The 21796-nt window shown below is 66.9% G+C and carries 19 protein-coding genes and 1 pseudogene; 8 read left to right on the forward strand and 12 right to left on the reverse strand.

Annotated elements, in window-relative coordinates; genetic code table 11:
- Positions 1-41: 41 nt before the first annotated feature.
- From FDW81_RS07655 to FDW81_RS07675, 5 genes and pseudogenes are all read right to left on the reverse strand, one after another.
- On the reverse strand, positions 42-278 hold the full coding sequence (locus tag FDW81_RS07655; protein ID WP_138133598.1) for a hypothetical protein: 237 nt from the start codon (positions 276-278) through the stop codon (positions 42-44).
- Between the two features lie 124 nt (positions 279-402).
- Positions 403-1632: a pyridoxal phosphate-dependent aminotransferase gene (locus tag FDW81_RS07660; RefSeq protein ID WP_138133599.1), complete on the reverse strand. Its 1230-nt coding sequence runs from the start codon at positions 1630-1632 to the stop codon at positions 403-405.
- Between the two features lie 119 nt (positions 1633-1751).
- Positions 1752-2002 (reverse strand): annotated as a pseudogene (locus tag FDW81_RS07665) (helix-turn-helix domain-containing protein).
- A 110-nt stretch (positions 2003-2112) separates the two neighbouring features.
- Positions 2113-3807 carry an alpha-amylase family protein gene (locus tag FDW81_RS07670; protein ID WP_138133600.1) on the reverse strand — a complete coding sequence of 565 codons (1695 nt, stop codon included), beginning with the start codon at positions 3805-3807 and terminating at the stop codon, positions 2113-2115.
- Positions 3804-4844 (reverse strand): TIGR03885 family FMN-dependent LLM class oxidoreductase, encoded by a 1041-nt coding sequence (locus tag FDW81_RS07675; protein ID WP_138133601.1) that lies wholly within the window; start codon positions 4842-4844, stop codon positions 3804-3806. Before FDW81_RS07675 ends, FDW81_RS07670 begins: the two co-directional genes overlap by 4 nt.
- A 175-nt stretch (positions 4845-5019) precedes the next feature.
- Between FDW81_RS07675 and FDW81_RS07680 the strand changes: the two genes are divergently transcribed.
- Both FDW81_RS07680 and FDW81_RS07685 read left to right on the forward strand, forming a co-directional pair.
- Complete coding sequence (locus FDW81_RS07680; RefSeq protein WP_138133602.1) at positions 5020-5943, forward strand: AEC family transporter; 924 nt, start codon at positions 5020-5022, stop codon at positions 5941-5943.
- 65 nt (positions 5944-6008) lie between these two features.
- Complete coding sequence (locus FDW81_RS07685; RefSeq protein WP_138133603.1) at positions 6009-7085, forward strand: ATP-dependent DNA ligase; 1077 nt, start codon at positions 6009-6011, stop codon at positions 7083-7085.
- A 23-nt stretch (positions 7086-7108) separates the two neighbouring features.
- Here FDW81_RS07685 and nikE read toward each other — a convergent pair whose 3' ends face one another.
- From nikE to FDW81_RS07705, 4 genes are read right to left on the reverse strand one after another with little or no spacing between them, the layout of a single operon-like run.
- A complete protein-coding gene (gene nikE / locus FDW81_RS07690) occupies positions 7109-8728 on the reverse strand; it encodes a nickel ABC transporter ATP-binding protein NikE (protein WP_370278845.1) in 1620 nt (539 codons plus the stop codon).
- Complete coding sequence (locus FDW81_RS07695; protein ID WP_240720049.1) at positions 8725-9555, reverse strand: ABC transporter permease; 831 nt, start codon at positions 9553-9555, stop codon at positions 8725-8727. Before FDW81_RS07695 ends, nikE begins: the two co-directional genes overlap by 4 nt.
- Complete coding sequence (locus tag FDW81_RS07700; RefSeq protein ID WP_138133604.1) at positions 9548-10489, reverse strand: ABC transporter permease; 942 nt, start codon at positions 10487-10489, stop codon at positions 9548-9550. The genes FDW81_RS07695 and FDW81_RS07700 overlap by 8 nt, the downstream gene beginning before the upstream one ends.
- A gap of 24 nt (positions 10490-10513) precedes the next feature.
- Positions 10514-12070, reverse strand: a complete 1557-nt coding sequence (locus FDW81_RS07705; protein WP_138133605.1) for an ABC transporter substrate-binding protein — start codon at positions 12068-12070, stop codon at positions 10514-10516.
- 260 nt (positions 12071-12330) lie between these two features.
- Here FDW81_RS07705 and FDW81_RS07710 point away from each other — a divergent pair, with 260 nt between their 5' ends.
- From FDW81_RS07710 to FDW81_RS07730, 5 genes are all read left to right on the forward strand, one after another.
- Positions 12331-12645: an MmcQ/YjbR family DNA-binding protein gene (locus tag FDW81_RS07710; RefSeq protein ID WP_138133606.1), complete on the forward strand. Its 315-nt coding sequence runs from the start codon at positions 12331-12333 to the stop codon at positions 12643-12645.
- Between the two features lie 207 nt (positions 12646-12852).
- Positions 12853-14022: a Re/Si-specific NAD(P)(+) transhydrogenase subunit alpha gene (locus FDW81_RS07715; RefSeq protein WP_138133607.1), complete on the forward strand. Its 1170-nt coding sequence runs from the start codon at positions 12853-12855 to the stop codon at positions 14020-14022.
- Positions 14022-14342, forward strand: coding sequence for an NAD(P) transhydrogenase subunit alpha (locus tag FDW81_RS07720; protein WP_138133608.1), 321 nt, complete (start codon positions 14022-14024; stop codon positions 14340-14342). Before FDW81_RS07715 ends, FDW81_RS07720 begins: the two co-directional genes overlap by 1 nt.
- The gene (locus FDW81_RS07725) at positions 14339-15712 is read left to right on the forward strand and encodes an NAD(P)(+) transhydrogenase (Re/Si-specific) subunit beta (RefSeq protein WP_138133609.1); all 1374 of its coding nucleotides are present in this window, start codon (positions 14339-14341) and stop codon (positions 15710-15712) included. Before FDW81_RS07720 ends, FDW81_RS07725 begins: the two co-directional genes overlap by 4 nt.
- A 94-nt stretch (positions 15713-15806) precedes the next feature.
- Positions 15807-16727 (forward strand): diacylglycerol kinase family protein, encoded by a 921-nt coding sequence (locus FDW81_RS07730; RefSeq protein WP_138133610.1) that lies wholly within the window; start codon positions 15807-15809, stop codon positions 16725-16727.
- A 69-nt stretch (positions 16728-16796) separates the two neighbouring features.
- Here the strand turns inward: FDW81_RS07730 and FDW81_RS07735 are convergent, their stop codons facing one another.
- A complete protein-coding gene (locus tag FDW81_RS07735; RefSeq protein WP_138133611.1) occupies positions 16797-17633 on the reverse strand; it encodes an ACT domain-containing protein in 837 nt (278 codons plus the stop codon).
- Between the two features lie 159 nt (positions 17634-17792).
- On the opposite strand from FDW81_RS07735, the gene FDW81_RS07740 reads away from it, so the two are divergent.
- The gene (locus FDW81_RS07740) at positions 17793-18857 is read left to right on the forward strand and encodes an FUSC family protein (protein ID WP_138133612.1); all 1065 of its coding nucleotides are present in this window, start codon (positions 17793-17795) and stop codon (positions 18855-18857) included.
- Between the two features lie 12 nt (positions 18858-18869).
- Here FDW81_RS07740 and FDW81_RS07745 read toward each other — a convergent pair whose 3' ends face one another.
- Complete coding sequence (locus FDW81_RS07745; protein ID WP_138133613.1) at positions 18870-20687, reverse strand: iron ABC transporter permease; 1818 nt, start codon at positions 20685-20687, stop codon at positions 18870-18872.
- The gene (locus FDW81_RS07750; protein ID WP_138133614.1) at positions 20684-21751 is read right to left on the reverse strand and encodes an ABC transporter ATP-binding protein; all 1068 of its coding nucleotides are present in this window, start codon (positions 21749-21751) and stop codon (positions 20684-20686) included. Before FDW81_RS07750 ends, FDW81_RS07745 begins: the two co-directional genes overlap by 4 nt.
- Positions 21752-21796: the final 45 nt, after the last annotated feature.

The raw sequence follows: 21796 nt of genomic DNA on the forward strand, positions 1-21796 counted from the left end.
ACACCCGCAATACCCGCTTCCTGGCACGGGTCAGGCAGCGTTCAGGCAACCCGCCAGACGCTGCATTCGTCCGTATTGATCGCTTTGCGCAGGCCGGTGAGCCGGTCCAGGATCCACACCACGCCGATGCCCGGGGCTGTTTCCTGGACGCTGCCGCGGCGGATGACCACGTCGTCGTAGGATGGCCCGACGGAGAGGCGGGCTTCTATCTCATCGCCGCGGTGGAGCTGGTCCAGGGCGCGGACTCGGGTTACATGAGGTGTCGCTTTCTGCTTCATGGCGGGGCTCCTGGCTGGGGCTGGTGCCGGCTCTTGCCTGCAGAATCAAGTGTGCCGACGCAATGTTGCGCAGGGGTTTCCTGACGGTTAGGCGTCGGTTAGTTCTTCGCGCCGGAGCTGTTTCCTAGGGCAGTTCCAGGCTTGCCCGGTAGGACGCCAGGAACGTGGAGATCCTCCGCACTGCCTCACGGATGTCCAGCACTGTTGGAAGGATGACGAACCGGAAGTGGTCCGGCGCCGGCCAGTTGAAGGCCGAACCGTGTGAGACGAGGATTTTCTGGTCCTGCAGCAGGTCAAGGACAAACTGCTCGTCGCTGCTGATGGGGTAGATCTCCGGATCCAGCCGGGGAAACAGGTACATGGCTCCGGCCGCGGGCACGCACGTTACGCCGGGAATCGCTGTGAGCAGTTGGTGGGCAAGGTCCCGCTGTTCCCGGAGCCTGCCGCCGGGCCGCACCAGCGCGTCGATGCTCTGGTACCCGCCGAGGCACGTCTGGATGGCGTGCTGGGCGGGGACGTTGGCACAGAGGCGCAGGGAGGCGAGCAGTTCCAGCCCCTCCCGGTACGCGGCGGTGGCGGCGAGCGGGCCGGTGACTGCCACCCAGCCGGCCCGGTAGCCCGGCATCCGGTAGGCCTTGGACAGGCCGCTGAACGTCAGGCAGCACACGTCCTCCGCCACGGAGGCCGTGTGGAAGTGCCGGGCATCCTCGTAGAGCACCTTCTCGTAGATCTCGTCCGAGAACAGCACCAGGTGGTGCTTGCGTGCCAGCGCGGCAAACTGCTCCAGGATATGGCGTGGGTACACCGCCCCGGTGGGGTTGTTGGGGTTGATGATCACAATCCCCTTGGTGCGGTTGGTGATCCTGGCCTCAACATCGGCCATGTCCGGCCACCAGTTCTCCGCCTCGTCGCAGAGATAGTGCACGGGTTTGCCGCCGGTCAAGGTGATGGCGGCCGTCCAGAGCGGGTAATCGGGTGCCGGCACCAGGATCTCGTCGCCGTTCTCCATGAACGCCTGCAGGCACATCGAGATGAGTTCGCTGACGCCGTTGCCGATGAAGATGTCCTCCACGCCGATCTGCATCAGGCCGCGCGTCTGGTAGTACTGCGAGATGGCGGTGCGGGCAGTGAAGATGCCTTTCGAGTCGCTGTAGCCCTGCGCCCCGCGCAGGTGGTGGATCATGTCCACCACCACGGACTCCGGCGCTTCCAGCCCGAACGGTGCGGTGTCCCCCAGGTTCATCTTGAGGATCCGGTGCCCCTCCGCCTCCATGTTCTTGGCGGCCTGGAGTATGGGTCCGCGGAGTTCGTACCGCACGTTCTGGAGTTTGCTGGAGTGCTGCATCGGGCGCATGGTTAATTTTTTCACAAAAGGCTGCCGCCCCGACGCCTTGGAGGCCGGGGAATCATCGGCGCCACCAAGCACGAAAACAACCGCCCCCAGCGCCACAACGGGGAGTGTGATCAACCACTTCACGGCTTCTCCGTCCCTTCGGCGCCAGCGCTTTCGGCGGCAGCGCCGTCGGGGACCCACTCGAGCAGGTCGCCCGCCTGGCAGTCCAGCACCCGGCACATTGCGTCCAGGGTGCTGAAGCGGATCGCCTTGCCCTGCCGTTTTTCAGCACCGCCACGTTGGCGGGGGTGATCCCGACACGCTCGGCGAACTCCCCCACGCTCATCTTGCGCTTGGCGAGTTCCACGTCGATGTGCACCACGATCGGCATCAGCACGCCTTCCATGTCGCTCTGCAGGGACGTCGCCTGCCGCAGCAGATCCCGCACCCCTTCCTCGGTGGTGAAGAGAAACTCCCCGGGAAATGACCGCGCCGCCAGTTTCAAGGGGCCAGCCGGTCGCCTTTCCGGTGCAGGCGGAACCAGCGGTGCCCGTACCGCCCCAGCTCGAGGGTGAAGCTGCCGTCGGGATCCAGGGCGACGTTGTCGCCGTCGAACAGGTCCAGCAGCAGGGCATCCCTGTAGGCCTGCGGCGGGTCGTCCTCCCCGCACACCTTGGTGCTGACCTTCACCGTGTCCTCGCCGAAGTTGTGCAGCAAAACCATCGTGCCGCCGTCGGAACTGCAGGTGTGGGCTAGCACGGCGGGCTCGGGCTGGGCGATCACCGCGAATTCACCCCAGCCCAGCTCAGGTGCCTCCCGGTAACGCGCGATCAGCGCGGCCATGAAGGCAAACAGGGATTCGGGATCGCGCTTCCCGGCCGCAGCGTTGACGTGCTCGGGCCCGTACTCGCCGCGCACCAGCGGCGCCACCAGCTCTGCGGCATGCGCACTGGAGAACCCACCGTTCTTTTCGGTGTTCCACTGCATGGGCGTGCGGACCGCGGCCCGGCTTTTTTGCCGGAGGTCCTCGCCCATGCCGATCTCCTCCCCATAAAAGAGCACAGGTGTCCCGGGAAGGGAGAACATCAGGGAGTACACCATCCGGAGGTGCTCCGGGTCGCCGCCGAGCATTGGCGGCAGGCGCCGGCGCAAGCCCCGGCCGTAGATCTGCATGTTCTTCTCCGGGCCGAACGCGGCGAACACCTCCTGGCGCTCGCCGTCGGTGAGCTTGTCAAGCGTGAGCTCGTCGTGGTTGCGCACGAACATGGCCCACTGGTTGTCCGGGTGGATCGGCGGCCGGCTCTTCAGCGTCTCCACCAGCGGCCGGGCATCGTGGCGGGCCAGCGACAGGTAGATGTGCTGCATCGACATAAAATCGAACTGCATGTTCAGCTCGTTGCCTTCCGGCCCGCCGAAATACTCCAGCTGCTCCTTGTACGGCAGGTTCACCTCGCCCAGCAGCACCGCGCTGCCGTTGCGCCGGCTGACGAAGCGGCGCAGCGCGCAGAGGTAGGCATGCGGATCCAGGTTGGCGGCCTCGTCCTTGGGCTGGCCCCGGGTCTCAAGGAAGAACGGCACCGCGTCCAGCCGGAACCCGTCCAGGCCCAGCTCCAGCCACAGTCCCATGGCCTTGGCAATCTGGTCGCGGACCTGCGGGTTGGTGACGTTCAGGTCCGGCTGGTGCTTGGCGAACATGTGCAGGTACCACTCGCCCGTGGCATCGTCCTGGGTCCACAGCGAGTCCTCCTCGCCGGGGAACACCACCTGAGACGACGTGTCCGGGGGAGTGTCGTTCCGCCACACGTAATAGTCCCGGTACTTGTTGTCCGTGGATTTTCGGGCTTCCACAAACCAGGGGTGCCTGTCCGAGGTGTGATTCACCACGAAGTCCGCGATCACCCGCATGCCGCGGTCCCTGGCCGCCCGGATGAACTCCACCAGGTCTCCCAGGGTGCCCAGCCGGGGGTCCACGGTGAAGAAGTCGGTCACGTCGTAGCCGTCGTCCCGGTCCGGGGAGGGATAGAACGGCATCAGCCAGATGCAGGTGACGCCGAGCGCAGCGAGGTAGTCCACGCGCTGGGTCAGGCCGGCGAAGTCACCGGTGCCGTCGCCGTCGTCGTCAAAGAAAGTCTCCACGTCCAGGCAGTAGATCACCGCATTCTTCCACCACAGGTCGGACGTCTCGGCGAGCCTCATGCGGAGGCGCCCGACGCCGGCTCGGCAGCGGATGCGACAAGTTGCGGTTCGGCGGTGGTACCGGCGGAGGTGGTGCCGGGAGCGCGGAGCTGCGGGAGGACCTCCGCGGCGAACGCGTCGATAAAGGGAGCCTGCTCCTGCCCCACGAAATGCAGGTAGAGTTCGTCAAAGCCCAGGTCCGCATACCCTGACAGCCACTCCGCGTGCTGTTCGAGGCTGGCCGAGATGTTGACCGTTGTGCGGACCTGCTCTTCGGTTACGTGCTCGCCCACGAGGTCGAAGTGTCCGGCGGTGGGAAGATCCCAGGGAATGGGAGGCTGGTAAGTGTTGGTCCGCCACTGGTCCAAGGCAACTGCAACCGCTTCCTGCTCGCTGCCGGCCCATGACAGGTGGACCTGCAGCACGGCCTTGCCCCTGCCGCCGTTGTCCCGGTAGGCCGAGAGCATGTCCCGCAGCTTTTCCGGCGGCTGGTTAACGGTCACCAGGCCGTCCGCCCAGGCGGCCGCGCGGCGGGCGGTATCCACGCTCACCGCGGGGGCAATCAGCGGCGGCGGGCTGTCCGGAACGTCCCAGATCCGCGCCTGCTCCACCGTGACCAGGCCGCGATGGGTGACCTCCTCGCCGCGGTGCAGCCGGCGGATCACCTCCACGCATTCCTCCAGCCGGCGCTGGCGGATGTCCTTGGCGGGCCACCCGTCACCCGTGATGTGCTCGTTCATGTTCTCGCCGCTGCCCGGCGCGAACCAGAAGCGGTCCGGGAACATGCTCGCGAGTGTGGCGGAGGCGTGGGCGATGATCGCCGGGTGGTAGCGCTGGCCTGGCGCCGTGACCACGCCGAACCGGAGGTTGGTGGTGGCCAGCGCGGCCCCAAGCCAGGACCAGGCGAATCCGGAGTGGCCCTGCCGGGCGGACCAGGGCTCTATATGGTCCGAGCACATGGCGGCATCAAACCCTGCCTGTTCCGCGTGCTGGACGTCCTTGAGCAGTTGGGCGGGACTGATCTGTTCGTGAGAGGCGTGAAAGCCGACGGTAACCATCGTTAACCTCTACCGTCCCGGGTGGTGCGGTGTCGAGGGGTTTGTCTTGAAGGCGGCAAGGCAGGCAGCCGTGCAGCGAGCCAGCAACTTGTCAGATAAGTTTGAGACTTGTAATACTGCGCTTCCGGAACTTCTTGCTCCTGCGCAGGCGGCGGAAGGGAAGGAAGTACCACTTGTGGGCGGTGTGCTGATCGGGCTGGCAGTGATCGGCGTCGTCATTGCGGTGGGATACATCGCCGCACGGTGCGGACTGGGCGGGGAGCCGACGGTCTCCGCGCTGACCCGCACGGCGTTCTTCATCACCAACCCCGTGCTGCTGTTCACGGTGGTGCTGGAGTCAGACCTCAGCGTGGTGTTTTCCGCCTACGTGCCGCTTGCCCTGATCACAGCGGCCGCCACCGCCATGGTGTATGTGCTGGCCAGCAGGCTCTGGTTCCGGCGGCCCCTGGCTGAAACCGCCATCGGGGCCATGGCCAGCTCCTACGTCAATGCCAACAACATCGGCATCCCCATCACGCTCTACGCCTTGGGCGATGCGACCCCCGTGGCCCCGGTACTGCTGGTCCAGCTCCTGCTGTTCGCCCCGCTGGTCCTCACCCTGCTGGACCTGTCCGGGACCAGGAAGTTCTCCCCCCGGCTGCTGGTCACGCAGCCGTTCCGGAACCCCATGATCATCGCTTCCCTGCTGGGCGTGATCCTCGCAGCGTTCAATGTGGAACTTCCGGATCCGGTGATGGCGCCGCTGGCACTCCTGGGCGGAGCCGCCGTCCCGGTGGTGCTGCTGGCCTTCGGCATGTCCCTGCACGGAACGCGGATGCTGCAAAGCGGCGGGCACACCGCCGAAATCCTTACCGCCACCGCCCTCAAGTCAGCGGTGATGCCGGCGGTGGCGTTCGTCGTCGGCCGCTTTCTCTTCAACCTGGACCAGCACATGCTCCTGGGGGTGGTGCTCATGGCAGCCCTTCCGTCGGCCCAGAACGTGTTTCTGTTCGCCGGCAAGTACGGGCGGGGTGTTGCGGTGGCCCGGGAAACCATCATGCTGTCGACGGCGGCGGCTGCCCCGGCGCTGATCCTGATCGTCTGGCTGCTGGCGGGCTGAGGCCTTGTGCCGCGCTGACCGCGCCGGTCTACCGCCGGGGCCGTGGCCGGGCAAGAATGGGCAGCATGAGACTTCCCGTGATGCCTCCCGTCCCGCCCATGCTCGCCAAGGCCGTCAGCGGCATCCCGGAAGGCGACCTCAGCTACGAACCGAAATGGGACGGGTTCCGGTCCATCATCTTCCGTGACGGCGACGAGGTTGAGATCGGCAGCCGCAATGAAAAGCCGATGACCCGCTACTTTCCCGAGCTCGTCGAGGCACTGAAGGAAAACCTGCCGCCGCGGTGCGTGGTGGACGGCGAGATCATCCTGATCGGTGCTTCCGGGGACCGGCTCGACTTCGACGCCCTCCAGCAGCGCATCCACCCGGCCGCGAGCCGGGTGAAGCTGCTCGCGGCGCAGACGCCGGCTTCATTTGTGGCCTTCGACCTGCTCGCCCTGGGCGACGACGACTACACGGGCAGGCCTTTTACCGAGCGGCGGGCTGCGCTGGAGAAGGCGCTCGCGGCCAGCACGGCCCCGGTGCATCTCACCGCCGCCACCACGGACAAGGACACGGCCGAACAGTGGTTCCAGCAGTTCGAGGGCGCGGGCCTGGACGGCATTGTGGCCAAACGCCTGGAGGGCAGGTATGAGCCGGACAAGCGGGTGATGTTCAAGACCAAGCACGAGCGGACGGCCGACTGCGTGGTGGCCGGCTATCGGCTGCACAAGAGCGGGCCGGACGCCATCGGTTCGCTGCTGCTGGGCCTGTACAAGGACGACGGCGGCCTGGCCAGCGTGGGCGTCATCGGTGCCTTTCCCATGAAGCGGCGGCTGGAACTGTTCGAACAGCTCCAGCCCTTGGTCACCGATTTCGACGACCACCCGTGGGCGTGGGCCAAGCAGGAGGAAGGCGAACGGACACCCCGCAATGCCGAGGGCAGCCGCTGGAGCGCCGGCAAGGACCTGTCCTTTGTGCCGCTGCGACCGGAACTCGTGGTGGAGGTCCGCTACGACCATATGGAGGGGGACAGGTTCCGGCATACCGCCCAATTCAACCGCTGGCGGCCGGACCGGGATCCCGAGTCATGCACCTACGCCCAGCTTGAGGAACCGGTCAACTTCGACTTGGCGTCAGTGCTGGAGACCGGCCGGCCGTAGCCGGGAGGTGCTGCCTGTGGAGCTTAGGTTTTCACCGCTTCCAGCACCGTCCACTGCCCGTCCGCGCGGCAGGGGATCGAAGCCGACACCAGCGCCCGACTGTGCTCGTGCTGCGGTGCCGCGAAGAAGTCTTTGGTCTCCGCCACCTCGACCACCTGCCCTTCGAGCAGGACGGCCACCCTGTCGCACATGTACCTGACCACGTCCATGTCATGGGAGATGACGATCAGGGACAGGTTGCGTTCGCGCTGCAGCCGCAGCAGCAGGTTCAGGATGGTGCGCTGCGTGAGGGCATCCAGTGCCGAGGTTGCTTCGTCGCAGATCAGGACCTGGGGTTCCAGCAGCAGGGCGCGGGCAATCGTCGCCCGCTGCAGCTGGCCCCCGGAGCATTGGCCGGGCCTTTTATCCAGCAGCGACGGGTCCAGCTCCACCTCCTGCATGGCTGCCGCGATCCTTGCGTCGCGCTCCTCAGGCGAAAGTTCCCGGTGCGGGCGCAGCGGCGCCTGCAGGCTGGTGCGGAGTGTCATCCTCGGGTCGAAGGCGCTGTGCGGTTCCTGGAATACCAGCTGCACGGCGGTGGCTTCACGCGGCGCAGCGGCATCGAGCTGCCGGGCAATGGAACCGGTGCTTGCAGTTTCCAAACCGACAATGGCCTTGGCGAGGGTGCTCTTGCCGGAGCCGGACTGGCCCAGCACCCCCAGGATTTCACCCCGCCGCAGGGCCAGTGAAACGTCGTGCAGTGCAGCATGCCCCAGTTTCCGCCGCGGGCCGAAGTGCTTGCCCACGCGGTCCAGCACCAGGATGTCGCGTTCCCTGGAAGGGGGACGGCGGCGGGACTCCGGTGCCAGGCGCGCGGCAGCCAGCAGCTGGCGGGTGTAGTCCGTCTTTGGCCGGGTGAGCAGCTCACCCGCCGGGGCGGCCTCCACGATGGAACCCGAGTTCATCACCAGCACCCGGTCCGCGTAGGCCGCGACGGAGGCAATGTTGTGGGTGATGTAGAGGATGCCCAGCCCGCGTTCCCGGCGTTCCCTGTCCAGCAGTTGCAGGATCTGGCGTTCCAGCACCTTGTCCAGGGCCGACGTCGGTTCATCAGCCAGCAGCATCCCGGGCTGCCCGGCCAGTGCCACGGCCGTCATGGCGCGCTGGGCCATACCGCCGGACAGCTGGTGCGGGTAGGCGCGGATTCCCTTGCCCGGATCGGCGAAGCCCACCTCCTCAAGGAGCTCCAGGGCCTTGGTGCGCGCCTTGGCGCCCCGCAGGCCGGCGTGGAGGCGCAGGGGCTCCTTCAGGTGCTGTTCGATGGTCCGGTTCGGATTGAACATCCGCTTGGGCTGCTGGAACAGCATCCCCAGCCTGCCACCGCGGATGGAGTTTAGCTGGTGCTCGGGGGCCTGGGCCAGGTCCTGGCCGTCCAAGGTTATGGAGCCTCCAGTAATGTGCAGGCCGGGCGGCAGCAGGCGAAGGCAGGACATTGCGGTCAGCGTCTTGCCGGAGCCGGAACTGCCCACCAGCGCAAGAAACTCACCCGGTTCGACGGACAGGGAGACGCCGGAGAGCAGGCGCTTCCCGGGGGCTCCAGTACCTGCACTTGCCTGCCGCACCTCCAGCCCTTCCAAAACCAGCCGCGTGCCCACTGGGCTCACTTGTCCGTCGCCTGGGGCATCAGAAGCGGCGCCGCAGCCATGTGGGCTGCGCGCTGGCCGATCAGGGTGACGCAGAGGGCCACGGTGAAAATCACCAGGCCGGGGGCGAGGATTCCCATCGGTGCGCGGTCCGCATAGGGCTGCGCCGCCGCCAGCATGGAGCCCCAGTCGGACTGCGGCGGCTGGACACCCAGGCCCAGGTACGAGAGGGCGCCCACACTGATGAGCAGGTGCCCGAAGCGCAGCGTTGCCTGGCCCAGGATGGGCGCGGCAAGGTGCGGCAGGACGTGCCGGAACACAATGAATGACGGCGGGCAGCCCACCACCCGCGCCGCGTCCACGAAGCCCCGGGCGGAGACGTCATAGGCGAGGGTCCGGGCCAGCCGGGCGAAAGGTGTCCAGCCGGTGACCACGAGGGCGAGCAGCAGCGGGCCGAAGCCGGTGCCCAGCGCCGCGACAATGAACAGGGCCACCACCATTTCCGGCAGCGCCAGCAGGACGTCGTTGCTGCGGGTCAGGAATTCATCCACCCACCCGCGCCGCCTGGCGCTGAGGATGCCGATGGCCACACCCAAAAGACAGGTCAGGAGGGTGGCCAGCGCGGCTACGGACATGGAGAACCGGCCGCCTTCGAGGATCCGGCTCAGGGTGTCCCGGCCCAGGTTGTCCGTGCCCAGCCAGTGCTCTGCCGAGGGCGGGGCCAACCGATCGGCCAGATTCTGCTCGGCCGGCGGATAAGGCGAGATCCATGGGGCCAGCAGCACACCCAGCACCATCAGGGCAAGGACAGCGGCGGCCAGGGTGGTCATTGTGAAGCGCTTAGGCAAGGGTTCCTCCTACTGTCCTGCTGAGGAACTGGTGGACGAAGTCAGCCAGCGTGGTCACGCCGACGGCGAGTGCCACCACAACCACCACCCCGCCCTGCGCCAGCGGAATATCGCTGTTGACGACGGCGTCGAACATGAGCCTGCCCATGCCGGGAACGGCGAAGATGACTTCCACGATGACCGATCCGCCCAGCAGCCCCGCGAACCACACGGCAAACAGGGTGGACAGCGGCACCAGGCCGTTCGGCACCACGTGCCGGAGGACGGCCTGGCCCTGTCTGAGCCCCCTGGCCCGGGCGGCCGGGACGTGGTCGGCGGCTGCCGCGTCAATGATCCCCGCCCGCACAGCCGACGTGAAGAAGCTGATGGGCCGCAGGGCCAGGGTCAGGGCCGGCAGCACAGCGGAGGAGAGGTCATTCCAGCCCGCTGTTGGCAGGATGGAGAGCTTCAGTGCGAAAACCAGCACCAGCAAGGGTGCCACCCAGTATTCCGGCATGGCAATCAGGGCCTGGGTTACGGCTGTGATGGCTCTGTCGGCTGCGGTTCCGGGCCGCAGCCCCGAGAGGATTCCGAGGGGGAGCGATAGTGCCGCAGCCAGCCCCAGGGACATGAGGACCAGGCTGAGCGTGACCGAAAGGGCAGGCAGCACCTGCTCCGCCACCGGGGTGCGGCTGACGAAGGACAGACCCATGTCGCCGCTGAAAAAGTCCGCGAGCCACCGGAAGTACTGCACCGCCAGGGGATCGTGCAGGCCCAGGCTTTCGCTGAGGCCCTGCACTGCTGAATCGTCGATGGCGTCACCAGCCACCCGGGAGCGGATGATCTTCCGGACGGGGTCGCCCGGCGTGAAGTATGGGATCAGGAAGACCGCAAAGGAGGACACCACAACGGCGGCCACCAGGGTGACCGTACGTTTGGTGATGAACTGCAGCATACGCGGCTGGTTTTGCGGCGCCGGCTAGGAGGCGGCCTTGGCCGTCTTTGCTGTCAGGACGTAGCGGGACAGCGGGTCCTGGACGTAGCCGAGGACATTCGTGCGGATGGCATCCGTGGCCTGTTCGTTCACCAGCCAGGCGTTGACCGCTTGGTCCTGCAGGATCTGGCCTGCGGCGCCGTACAGCTTGTAGCGCTCGCCGGTGTCCACGGTCTTGGCCGCTTCGGCGATGATCCCGTCGTATTCCGGGTCGCAGAAGTGGCTCAGGTTGTAGGTGCCCTTGCAGGTGTAGTCGGCGGTGAGGAATCCGATGGGGTCGGCGATGTCGATCAGCCGGTTGCGCTGGCTGAGCAGCATGTCGTAGTTTCCGGCCAGGACGTCGGGTTCCGCGGAGGCGTATTCCTTGGACGTGATGGTGACGGGAATTCCGATGTTCTTCAGGTTTTCCTGCACAACGGCGGCGACGTCCGCGAACTCCGCGCGCTCCACGATGGCGATGATCTCCAACGGGCGGTCCGCGGTGTAGCCGGCGCCGGCGAGCAGCTTGCGGGCTTCCTCGAGGTCCTGCACCTGCTGGTCCTGCTTGTCCCCGGCCCAGGGCTCGGACGGCGCGAACGGCCCGGTTGCCGGCAGCGCTGCGCCTTCATAGACACTGGCAGCCAGGGCGTCGAGGTCGAGGGCCTCCCGGACCGCCTTGCGGACGTCAATGTTGTCCAGCGGGGCGCGGCCGTTGTTCATGTACATGGTGGCAGTGCGGGGGGAATCGGCACCCAGGACGCTGACGCCGTCGTCCGCTTTAAGTGCCGCGAGGCTGGCAACCGGGATGGACAGCGAGATGTCGGCTTCGCCGGTCTGCACCTGGGCGGCCCGGGTGGCGCCGTTGGTGATGAAGCGGATTTCTGCGCCTGCGAGCTGGACGTCTCCGCCCCAGTAGTTCTCGTTGCGGTCCAGGGTCAGGGACTGCTTTGCCTTCTCCGAGACGGGAGTGAAGGGCCCGGTGCAGTGCCCGAACGGGTCCAGGCCTTCGGGCTTGTAGGCGGCCGGCGCCAGGATGCCGGTGTTGACGCTGGCCAGGCGGTACGGAACCAACGGGTTTTCAGCCGGAGTGCTGACGCGGACGGTCTGGGCGTCCACGGCGGTGACGCTGCTGACCATGGTGCGGTTGAAGGCCCGGGCGGGGACCTTGGCGTCCAGGACGTGGTTCAGGGCTGACACGACTGACTCCGCGGTGAGGTCAGTGCCGTCCTGGAATTTGACGCCTTGGCGGATGCTGAAATCCCAGTCCAGGGGCGAGGTCTGCTTCCACTCGGTGGCGAGTGAGGGCAGGACCTTGCCCTCGGCCTGGTTGAAGGTGGTCAGCGTCTCCAGGCACCCGGACAGGGAAAGGATGTAGGCGGCATCGGACTCGACGGCCCAGTTTGCCACCGGCGCCCGGAAGTTATCCACCACGATCCGCTGGCTGGTGTCGGCCGTGGCAGTGGGCTGCACGGCCTGGGTCTGGGTGCCGCTGAAGCCGCAGCCGGTCAGGGTAAGGGTGGCCAGTGCTGCCACAAGGACGCGGGGCCGGAGGAACGAGCGCACAAAAACCACCTTGCAGGGCTGCCTCGGGGAAGGCAGGAACAAAAGAAGGGAACGACTTAGGATAGCCTTCCCTTGCTGCAAACAGTGAATTGATGAAGCGCCTGCTCAGGCCCCGGAGCCCGGTCCGTGGCACCCCGGCCGGACCGGGACGCCTGCGGCCGGAGTGCACGCCCCAGGACTGTCCCTGCGCAGGGACAGCTTCTGCGGAATAGCCGGAAGGTCATTGCGCACCCCGGTACAAGGCGCGCAGACTGTGGCCCATGGCCACAGTCGAGGACGTCCGCAGGATCGCATTCGCGCTGCCCGGCGTCACCGAACGGCCCAGCTGGGGCCAGCCCGCCTGGTTCGCCAGGACATTGATGGCCCGGATCTGGGAACCCGGAGTCCTCACCGTCAAAACTCAGGAGCGGGAGGCACTGGCCGGAACCGAACCGGATGTCTACTTCTGGACCCCGCACCACGAACGTTCACCCCAATTGGTGCTGGTCCGGCTGGACCGGATCGACGAAAGGCTGCTGGCGGAACTGCTGCAGGATTCTTATGTGATCGCCGGCGGCCGATCGGGCAGGTCATAGTGCCAGGGTGCTGGAAGCCTTCGTCGGCATAACCCCAACATCACCGTTCTGCATCCAAGCAGGCCGCCCTACTCCCGCAGCAACGGTGTGGGCCATAGACTCTAGCCAATTACGTGCAGCAGTGACGCTCCGCGCTCCCTGATCCAACAGATCCAGGCCCTGCCGGGGGCGGCGCTGCCGCACCCGTGCTGCGAGGGGAGTCGGCGGGTGAAACTGGGCATTCCGCGGGAACGCCGGGAGGGTGAACGGCGGGTTGCCGCAACCCCGGAAACGGTGAAGCAACTGGCGGCGCTTGGTCTGGAGGTGCTCCTCGAGGCAGGCGCTGGTGCGGCCACGGGCCACCCGGACTCCGCCTACCGCCAGGCCGGAGCGCACATCGTTGAGGAACTGGACCTGGCGCAGCTTGACGTCCTCGCCCACGTCCGGCCCCTCAACCCGGACACCGCCACGTCCCTGAAAAGGGGCGCCGTCTCGGCAGGCCTGGCGTCGCCGTCGTCCGAACTGCCAACCGTGCAGGCGCTGGCCGACGCCGGCGTCACTGCCTTCGCCCTCGAACTGGTGCCCCGCATCTCCCGTGCCCAGTCCATGGACGCGCTCAGTTCCCAGGCGCTCGTGGCCGGTTACCGCTGCGTCCTTGAGGCGGCCATCCGCCTGCCCCGGTTCTTCCCGCTGTACATGACCGCCGCGGGGACGGTGCCGCCCGCGCGGGTCCTGGTGCTGGGCGCGGGCGTGGCGGGCCTGCAGGCCATCGGCACCGCCAAGCGCCTGGGTGCGCGCGTCTTCGCCAACGACATCCGTCCCGCCTCCGCTGACGAGGTGGCGTCCATGGGCGGCACCTTCATCCGGCTGGACCTCGAAACAGCGGAAGCGGTCGGCGGCTATGCCCGCCAGCTAAGTTCCGACGCCGGCACCCGCCAGCGCCAACTGCTCGCACCGCACGTGGCCCAGGCGGACGTTTTGATTACGACGGCGGCCGTCCCCGGCAGGCGTGCCCCGCTCCTGGTAACCACGGAGATGGTGCAGGGCATGCGGCCAGGGTCTGTCGTGGTGGACCTCGCCGCAGAGTCCGGCGGCAACGTGGAGGCAGTGGTTCCCGGCCAGGACATTCCCGTTCCGACAGCGGATGGCTCCGGTTTCGTCACCCTTGTGGGCCTGAAGGACGCCCCCTCCACCATGGCGTCCGACGCTTCCCGCCTGTACGCCAAGAACGTCGCCAACCTGTTGGCCCTGGTGATCCGGGACGGCACCCTGGCACCTGATTTCGACGACGAAGTTCTCGCGGGCGCGTGCCTGACACACGACGGCACGGTACGGCACCAACCGACGGCGGAGCTGCTGGCCGAGCGGGCCGGCAGCCGGCGGGAAGGAGTGCTCTGATGGACGGGATGAGCCTGCTGACCATCACGGTCCTGGCGGTGTTTGTCGGCTTCGAGGTGGTGTCCAAGGTCTCCAGCACCCTGCACACGCCGCTGATGTCCGGCGCGAACGCCATCCACGGGATCATCCTGGTGGGGGCCATCATTGTGGCCGGCCAGGCAGCCGACCCGTGGGTGCTCGCGGTGGCCCTCCTCGCCGTCGTCCTCGCCACCGCAAACCTGGTGGGTGGCTTCGTGGTGACGGACCGGATGCTGCACATGTTCCACGCCCGGAAAGAGGTAGGGCGCAATCCGTCTGCAGGGAAGGTGGAAGGACCATGACCCTCCTGGACCCCGTCTGGACCGCGCTCCTGTATCTCGTTGCCGCCGTCTGCTTCATCCTTGCGCTGCGCGGCCTCAGCTCCCCGCGGACCGCCCGAAGGGGCAACCTCATCGGCGCACTCGGCGCGCTGATCGCCGTCGTCACGGTCTTCCTGTCCGCCCGGCTCGAAAATATCCCGTGGATCCTTGGTGCCATTGCCCTGGGGTCAGCCGTGGCTGCCCCCGTGGCGCGGCGGGTCAGAATGACCCAGATGCCGCAGCTGGTGGCCCTCTTCAATGGCGTGGGCGGCGGCGCCGCTGCGCTGGTGGCGCTCCTGGAACTCAGCCATGCGGACAATCCCTGGGTGCGGCTGGCCATCGTGTTCACGCTCCTGGTGGGTGCCGTCTCGTTCGCCGGTTCCGGGGTCACGTTCGCCAAACTCCAGGAACTGATGACCACGCGCCCGGTGCTGTTCCCCGGCCTTCCCGCGGTGATGGCGGCGGTGCTGCTGGCCGCGGTGGCGGCTGCCGGCGTCGTCATTGCCACCGGGTCCCCGCCGCTGGCGGTGGTGCTGCTCCTCCTCGGCCTGGCCGCAGGCATCCTGTTGGTGCTGCCGGTGGGAGGGGCCGATGTTCCCATCGTGATCTCGCTGCTGAACGCCTTCACCGGCCTGGCCGTGGCAGCCTCCGGCGTGGTGCTCGGCAACGTGCTGCTGGTGGTGGCCGGCACCCTGGTGGGCGCCTCCGGCACCATCCTCACCCGTGCCATGGCGGCCGCCATGGGCCGCAGCGTCACCGGCATCCTTTTCGGCGCCTTCAGGGGAGGTTCGACGGCGGGATCCACCGCGGTGAGCGAGCGTCCGGTGCGTTCCTCCAGCCCCGAGGACGTTGCCGTGCTCCTTGGTTACGCCCAGCGCGTGATCATTGTCCCCGGCTACGGCCTGGCCGTGGCGCAGGGCCAGCACACTGCCGCGGAACTCGCGCAGGCCCTGGAAAGCCGCGGCATCGAGGTGGACTTCGCCATCCATCCCGTCGCCGGCCGGATGCCCGGGCACATGAACGTGCTCCTGGCCGAGGCCAACGTGCCCTATGAGTCGCTTAAGGAAATGGGGGAGATCAACCCGGAGTTTAAGACAGCCGATGTAGCGCTGGTGGTAGGCGCGAACGACGTCGTGAACCCGGCGGCCAAGACATCCTCCGGGTCCCCCATCTATGGGATGCCCATCCTGGAGGTGGCGGAGGCGCGGCAGGTGGTCTTCCTGAAGCGTTCGATGCGTCCGGGGTTCGCCGGGATCGAGAACGACCTGCTGTACGAGCCGCAGACGTCCCTGCTGTTCGGTGACGCCAAGGACTCCCTGGCCCAGGTGCTGGGGGCGGTCAAGGCGCTGTGATCCCCGTGCACGCCCCCCGCCCTGCTTCGAACAATGCCGGCGGCAGGCTAGTCTTTTTCAGAAGTAGCCTTTCTATCCGCCACTGAAGGACGCCATGACTGCCAACAGCTTTACTGCCCCCCAGCGCGCAGCCATCATCATCAATCCGGCAAAGACGGTGGAGATTGACGTGCGGGAGCTTGCAGCCCGGCACGCGGAGGAGAACGGCTGGGGCGAGACGCTCTGGTTTGAGACCACCAAGGAGGACCCCGGCGTCGGCCAGGCCAAGGAAGCCCTTGCCCAGGGAGCCGATATCGTGATCGCCGCCGGCGGTGACGGAACGGTGCGGTGCGTGGCGGAAGTGCTGTGCGGCGGGGACGTGCCCATGGGCTTGCTGCCCCTGGGTACGGGCAACCTGCTGGCACGCAACCTGGGAATGGACATCACGGACTACGACGGTGCCATGGCCGGAGCCCTGGCAGGGACCGAGCGGAAGATCGACGTGGTCCGTGCACGCCGGAGTGATCCGGACCTGGAGCAGCTGTTCCTGGTCATGGCCGGCGTCGGGTATGACGCCACGATCATGGCCGACACGGACGAGGAGCTGAAGCACAAGGTGGGCTGGCTGGCGTACGTGGACGCCGGCATCCGCAACCTGCCGGGCAAACCGGTCAAGGCCACCGTGGTGATCGACGGCAGGACGGCCGTGCAGCGCGGGGTCCGCAGCGTGATGGTGGGGAACTGCGGCAAGGTGCAGGGTGGCCTGGAGATCTTCCCCGAGGCCAAGATGGACGACGGGCTGCTGGATGTGGCCGTCCTTGCCCCCCATCACGGCAGGCTTGGCTGGCTCTCCGTGCTTGCCGGGATGATCGGCAAGGGCCGGGGCAAGGACACCGCCGTCGAGTTCTTCCAGGGCAAGACCGTGGAGATCATCCTGGAGCACAAGGACGACTACCAGCTGGACGGGGATCACGAGGGCCAGGGCAAGCACGTGCTGATGACCCTGGACCCGTCGGCGCTCACGCTGCGGATGTAGCTCACTGCGCCAGCAGCCGGCCCCACTGCCCGTCCAGCAGCGGTGCGCCGGCCAGCTTCAGGCGGGCGCCTAATGACAAGAAGCCGTAGGCCTATGCGCCAGGATCTCGGCGAGCTCAGCCAACCGGTGGGCGCGCGCTGATTCCGCGGGGGTGAACGGCTCGCCGGGGCGGGCAAAGGTGATGGGGCCGTGCCACGCGGTGGGAATCTTGAGGCGGGCGCCGTCGTCGTCCGCCTCAAGCAGAGCCTCGTCGGGAGTAAGGATCCCCGCCCGCAGAAGCTCAGCCACCGCCAGCGGAAGCTCGCCCGGCGCTTCGGCGACGCGCGCGGCCAGGCTGAGGGCCTTCGTCTGGCCGTCGGCCATGGCCAGTGCTGTGGTGGGCCAGACGTGCGGACTGGTGCCGCCGCCGTCGTGCAGGGCATCCAGAAGCCCGCGCTCGCCAATGTCGCCCGGGGCCGAAAGGACGAACTCGTCCAGCACCCCGCCCGCTACCGGATGGACGTGGATGCTCAGGATGTTGATCTCCGTGCGGGCCAGGGCCCGGGTGAGCTTCTGCAGGGAACCCGGCTCGTCGCGCAGCACTGTGCGGGCCCGCCACAGCGTTGGGGCTGCGGCGAGGCGGCTCCGCTGGTGCAGGGCCGGTGCGTGGAGCCAGGTGCGCAGGAGCCGGGCAGCCGACGGCTCGGCAACCCAGATCACCAGGACCGTGGCAGCAAGGGTGAGCACCAGGACCTTGGCTGCATAGGGCAGGGCAGTCTCCACCACCAGGGCGTGCACCAGGAGTTCGATCGGAAGCATCACGGCCACGTTGGCCAAGGTCAGCCGGGTCTTCGGAGGTTCGGGCATCAGGCCGCAGACTTCGCAGCTCAGATCAGCCCCGGGCGTGTTCGCTGCGGTGTGCTTCATGGCTCAAGCATCAGGCGCAGCTGTTTCGGCAGTATTGCCTGCCGGTTCCATTCATGGGAACGTCCCGGCAGGCTTCGGAAGCCTGCAACATAGGATTTAGCAGGAACGTCAGCGCGGCCGCCCCCCCCCAGAAGTCCACCCGCCCCAGGAAGGCGCCCCGTGAAGATGCTCGCTGAGATGTTCAGCATGGCCCCGGCCAACAAGGACCACCATCCGGCCTTGAGATGCGCGGTGGGTGTGTTCGTGCCGCTCTTCACCCTGGTGCTGCTGGGCCGGCTGGACCTTGCCATCTTTGCGTCCTTCGGCGCATTCACCGGGATCTATGGTCGCGGCGAAACGCACGGCGTCCGCTTCGCCCTGCAGTTGCGGGCCGGCCTGCTGATGCTGCTGGTCATGTTCGTCGCCGCGCTCGCAGCCCGCGCCGGCTTCGCTTGGGGGCTGGACTCACCCGGCAGCACCTGGCTCCTGGTCCTGGCCACCACGCTCGTGGCGGGCGGCTGTTCGGTGGCCATTTCATGGTTCCGCCTGCGGCCGGCGGGATCCCTGTTCCATATCTTCGCCTTCGCGGCCATCGCCTCCATTCCCAACCAGCCGCCGTTGTGGGAGGCCATGCTGGTGGCCGTCCTCACCACGGCTTTCAGTCTCCTGGTCGGGTTCTCCTCGCGGGCTCTTCCCGGCCGCCGGACACCGTGGGTCCTGCCCCGCCACATCAGGCGCACCCTGGCGGAAAAGCGGGCCGCGTGGCTTGAGGGCGCCGGTTACTTGGTGGCCGCCGGGCTGGCAGGGGCCCTGGCTACGTGGGCGGGGGAGCTGCTGGGATTCGGCCACAACTACTGGGCCATGGTGGCGGCCGTTGTGCCCCTGGTAGGCCGCACCACCCGGCACCGCGTCCACCGCGGCATGCAGAGGATCATTGGCACCATCCTTGGCCTGGTGGTCATGGCGGGGATCCTGCTGCTGGACCTGCAGCCCTGGCAGACCGTGCTGGTCATGGCGCTGTGCCAGTTCGGCGCCGAGCTGTTCATCATCAGGCAGTACCTGTTGGCTCAGGTCTTCGTCACGCCCCTGGCGTTGATCTCCACGCTCCTAGTGGTCCCCTCTTCTCCCGGAATCCTGCTTCGGGACCGCATCATCGAGACGGTGATCGGGGCCGCCGTCGGCATTGCCGTAGTGCTGGCACCGGAGGCATGGCGCCGTTTCCGTGCACGTACGACGCCGGCCTGATCAGTGCCGGAGTCAGCGCACCGGGGCAGCAGGCAACTTGCTGTCCTCGCCGGATATGGAAGCGCCGGCGGGCGGGGGAGCCGCGGCAGCGGCCACGGGTGGAACAGCCGCACGGCGCTTCCGGGAACCGCGCCGGCCAGCCCGCCCGTAGACGAGGTACATGGTTATCCCGGTGATCACCATCAGGAGCACCGTGTAGACGAAGGTGTTGGCCACGCCGTCCACGCCTTCCGCCCCGTCGGTGTTGGCCTTGATCACCAGGCCCAGCGGCTGGACCAGCGGGTGGGCCAGGAAGATGGCGGTGTCGTAGTCATCCAGCAGGCTGTTGAAGTTCAGTGCGGTGATGGCGGCGGCCGCGGGCAGCACCAGCGGGAGCAGGATCCGCCGGAATACATACAGGGTCCTGGCACCCATGATGGCGGCGGCTTCCTCCAGCGACGCATTCACAGAGGCAAAGGATGCCTTGAGCATCCGGAGCGTGAACGGAATCTTTACCGTGACGAACGCGATCAGCAGGATCACCGTGGTTCCGGTGAGCACGGCTCCGCCCACGATGGGGTTGGGACGGTCGTAGCTGATGATGAGGCCAAGGGCCAGCAGCGCGGAGGGCAGAATCCAGGGGATGTGCAGCAGGTATTCGAAGAGGGACGCCACCCAATTCCTGTATTTCTGCAGCAGACGGGCCACGAACAATAGGCCGCCCACAGCGATGAGCGCGGCAAGGGCGCTGTAGACCACGCTGACCAGGAACGGTCGCAGCCCGGACTGCTGGGTCAGTACCCGCACATAGTTATCCAGGGTCAGGCTGCTCAGCGAAAGCTGTCCGGTCTGAATGGCCGCGCCGTCCGCGAACGAATACAGCACGATGAGCACCACCGGCAGCGTATACACCGCAAACAGCAGGTACGCCGCGGCATGAACGGCGATGTTGGCCACGGGGTTGGTTATGTCCTGCTTCTGCAGCTCAGAGGACACCTTGGACACCGAGAAATACGTCCCGCCTTTCTCCAACCGGGTCATTACGGCGAGCATCAACACGGTGGCGAGGCCCAGGATCACGGCCAGCAGGGCAGCCAGGTCGCGCGAGGTGGGGCTGTTGGTGAACGTCAGGATCATCGGGGTGATGGTCTGGAAATCACGGCCGCCCAGCACCTGCGGGGCGCTCAGGGCGCCAAGCCCCGTGAGGAAGGACAGGATGGTCACTGCGAACAGCGTGGGCTTGAGCATGGGAAGCACGACGCGCCGCAGGATGGTCCAGGTGGAGGCGCCCAGGTTCTTCGCCGCCTCAACGGTCTGGTAATCAATGCCCTTCAGAGCGTTCGCCACGAACAGCATGTGGTTGGTGGTGGTGGCGAACGTCATGACCACCAGGACCGCGAAGAATCCGGAGAACCAGGCCGGATCCATGCCGGGAAACACCAGCACCAGCAGCGAGGTGACAATTCCCTTGTCCCCGTAAATGAACTTGTATCCGGCAGCCAGTACGATGCCGCCGTAAATGAAGGTGGAGGCGTAGCCCAGGAAAAGGATTCTGGAGCCGCGGATCCGGAAGTAGTATGTCACCAGCACAATGAAGATGCCCACCACGTTGACGGTGATGGACAGAGCCACCGCCAGGAGGAAGCTGTTGCCCAGGGCCTTCATAGCGCGCTGCGAGGAGAAGAGCTTCTCGGCAGCCCGCCCGGAAAAACTGCCGTCCGGAAAGAATGTGGCCATCAGGACGTTGATGTTGGGCCACACCAGGAATGCCGCGATGAACCAGGTGAGCACCACCCCCACCACCAGCACGAACGGGGAGCGGGCCATCCTGCGGACCGGGGTGCTGCTCATGGGAGGGCTGCCGCTGGGTCCTGCTGCCGCAGGGCGGCGCCGGTGTCCTGGTGATACTGCAGAATGTGGTCCGGCTGAAGGTAGACGGTGGTTTCCGTCCCGGGTTCGGGGTGGCTGCCCCCGTCCTCCTTCACCAGCAGGCGGATATCCGCGCCGTGGCTGCGCACCACATACCGGCTGTGCAGGCCATGGTATGTGCGGGACAGGACCCTGCCGGAAAGTCCGACGGCGACGCCTCCGTGGGCGGGGGCGTCAACGGACGCCTTTTCCACCCGCAGGTAGGAGTTGGCGCCTGTGCTGAGCCCGGCCCCGGAAACCCTGTTAACTTCAGCCACGAATTCCGGCGTCAACGCCGAGCTGTCCCCGATGAAATTGCACACGAATTCGGTGGCAGAGTGGTCATAGATGTCCTGCGGCGTCCCCACCTGCTCCACCACGCCCTTGTTGAACACGGCAACGCGGTCGCTCATTGCCAGGGCCTCGTCCTGGTCATGGGTGACGTACACCGTGGTGATCCCAAATTCGCTTTGCAGGTCCTTGAGCTGCTGCCGGAGCTGATGGCGGAGCTTGGCGTCAAGGTTGGACAGCGGTTCATCCAGCAGGAGGATCTTGGGCTTCAGTACCAGGGCCCGGGCCACCGCCACCCGCTGCTGCTGCCCGCCGGACAGCTCCGCCACGTTTTTGGGCAGCTGTTCATCGCTGAGTTCCACCCGGCGGGCAATGTCCCGCACCAGGCGGTCGCTTTCTGCCGGCTTCTCTTTCCGCACCCGCAGCCCGAAGGCGATGTTCTCCCACACGCTCATGCTGGGGAACAGGGCATAGTTTTGGAACACCATGCCCACCTTCCTCCTGTCGCTGGGAAGTCGGGTGACGTCCTGCCCGTCCACCCAAACGGTGCCCTTGGCCGGCTGGATGAAGCCGGCCAAGGTGCGCAACGCCGTCGTCTTTCCGCAGCCGGAAGGCCCCAGCAGGGTGAAGAATTCACCTGGCCGGACATGCAGGTCCAGCTGAGGAATGGCAGTGAAATCGCCAAAGGTAACTTCGATGTTGTCCAAGCGGATCATGGCAATCCTGTCTGGTGGAACGGGAGCGGAAGCGGGCGGGGGGAG

This window comes from Pseudarthrobacter sp. NamB4 (assembly GCF_005796185.1).
Classification (GTDB): Bacteria; Actinomycetota; Actinomycetes; order Actinomycetales; family Micrococcaceae; genus Arthrobacter.

What these genes read in the sequence shown, in the direction of transcription:
- FDW81_RS07700 (WP_138133604.1), bottom strand. Translation starts at nt 10,489, where the DNA reads ATGCTGCAGTTCATCACCAAACGTACGGTCACCCTGGTGGCCGCCGTT.
- FDW81_RS07675 (WP_138133601.1), bottom strand. Translation starts at nt 4,844, where the DNA reads ATGGTTACCGTCGGCTTTCACGCCTCTCACGAACAGATCAGTCCCGCC.
- FDW81_RS07730 (WP_138133610.1), top strand. Translation starts at nt 15,807, where the DNA reads ATGACTGCCAACAGCTTTACTGCCCCCCAGCGCGCAGCCATCATCATC.
- FDW81_RS07750 (WP_138133614.1), bottom strand. Translation starts at nt 21,751, where the DNA reads ATGATCCGCTTGGACAACATCGAAGTTACCTTTGGCGATTTCACTGCC.
- FDW81_RS07745 (WP_138133613.1), bottom strand. Translation starts at nt 20,687, where the DNA reads ATGAGCAGCACCCCGGTCCGCAGGATGGCCCGCTCCCCGTTCGTGCTG.
- FDW81_RS07670 (WP_138133600.1), bottom strand. Translation starts at nt 3,807, where the DNA reads ATGAGGCTCGCCGAGACGTCCGACCTGTGGTGGAAGAATGCGGTGATC.
- FDW81_RS07725 (WP_138133609.1), top strand. Translation starts at nt 14,339, where the DNA reads ATGACCCTCCTGGACCCCGTCTGGACCGCGCTCCTGTATCTCGTTGCC.
- FDW81_RS07655 (WP_138133598.1), bottom strand. Translation starts at nt 278, where the DNA reads ATGAAGCAGAAAGCGACACCTCATGTAACCCGAGTCCGCGCCCTGGAC.
- FDW81_RS07720 (WP_138133608.1), top strand. Translation starts at nt 14,022, where the DNA reads ATGGACGGGATGAGCCTGCTGACCATCACGGTCCTGGCGGTGTTTGTC.
- FDW81_RS07685 (WP_138133603.1), top strand. Translation starts at nt 6,009, where the DNA reads ATGAGACTTCCCGTGATGCCTCCCGTCCCGCCCATGCTCGCCAAGGCC.
- FDW81_RS07735 (WP_138133611.1), bottom strand. Translation starts at nt 17,633, where the DNA reads ATGAAGCACACCGCAGCGAACACGCCCGGGGCTGATCTGAGCTGCGAA.
- FDW81_RS07660 (WP_138133599.1), bottom strand. Translation starts at nt 1,632, where the DNA reads ATGCGCCCGATGCAGCACTCCAGCAAACTCCAGAACGTGCGGTACGAA.
- FDW81_RS07710 (WP_138133606.1), top strand. Translation starts at nt 12,331, where the DNA reads ATGGCCACAGTCGAGGACGTCCGCAGGATCGCATTCGCGCTGCCCGGC.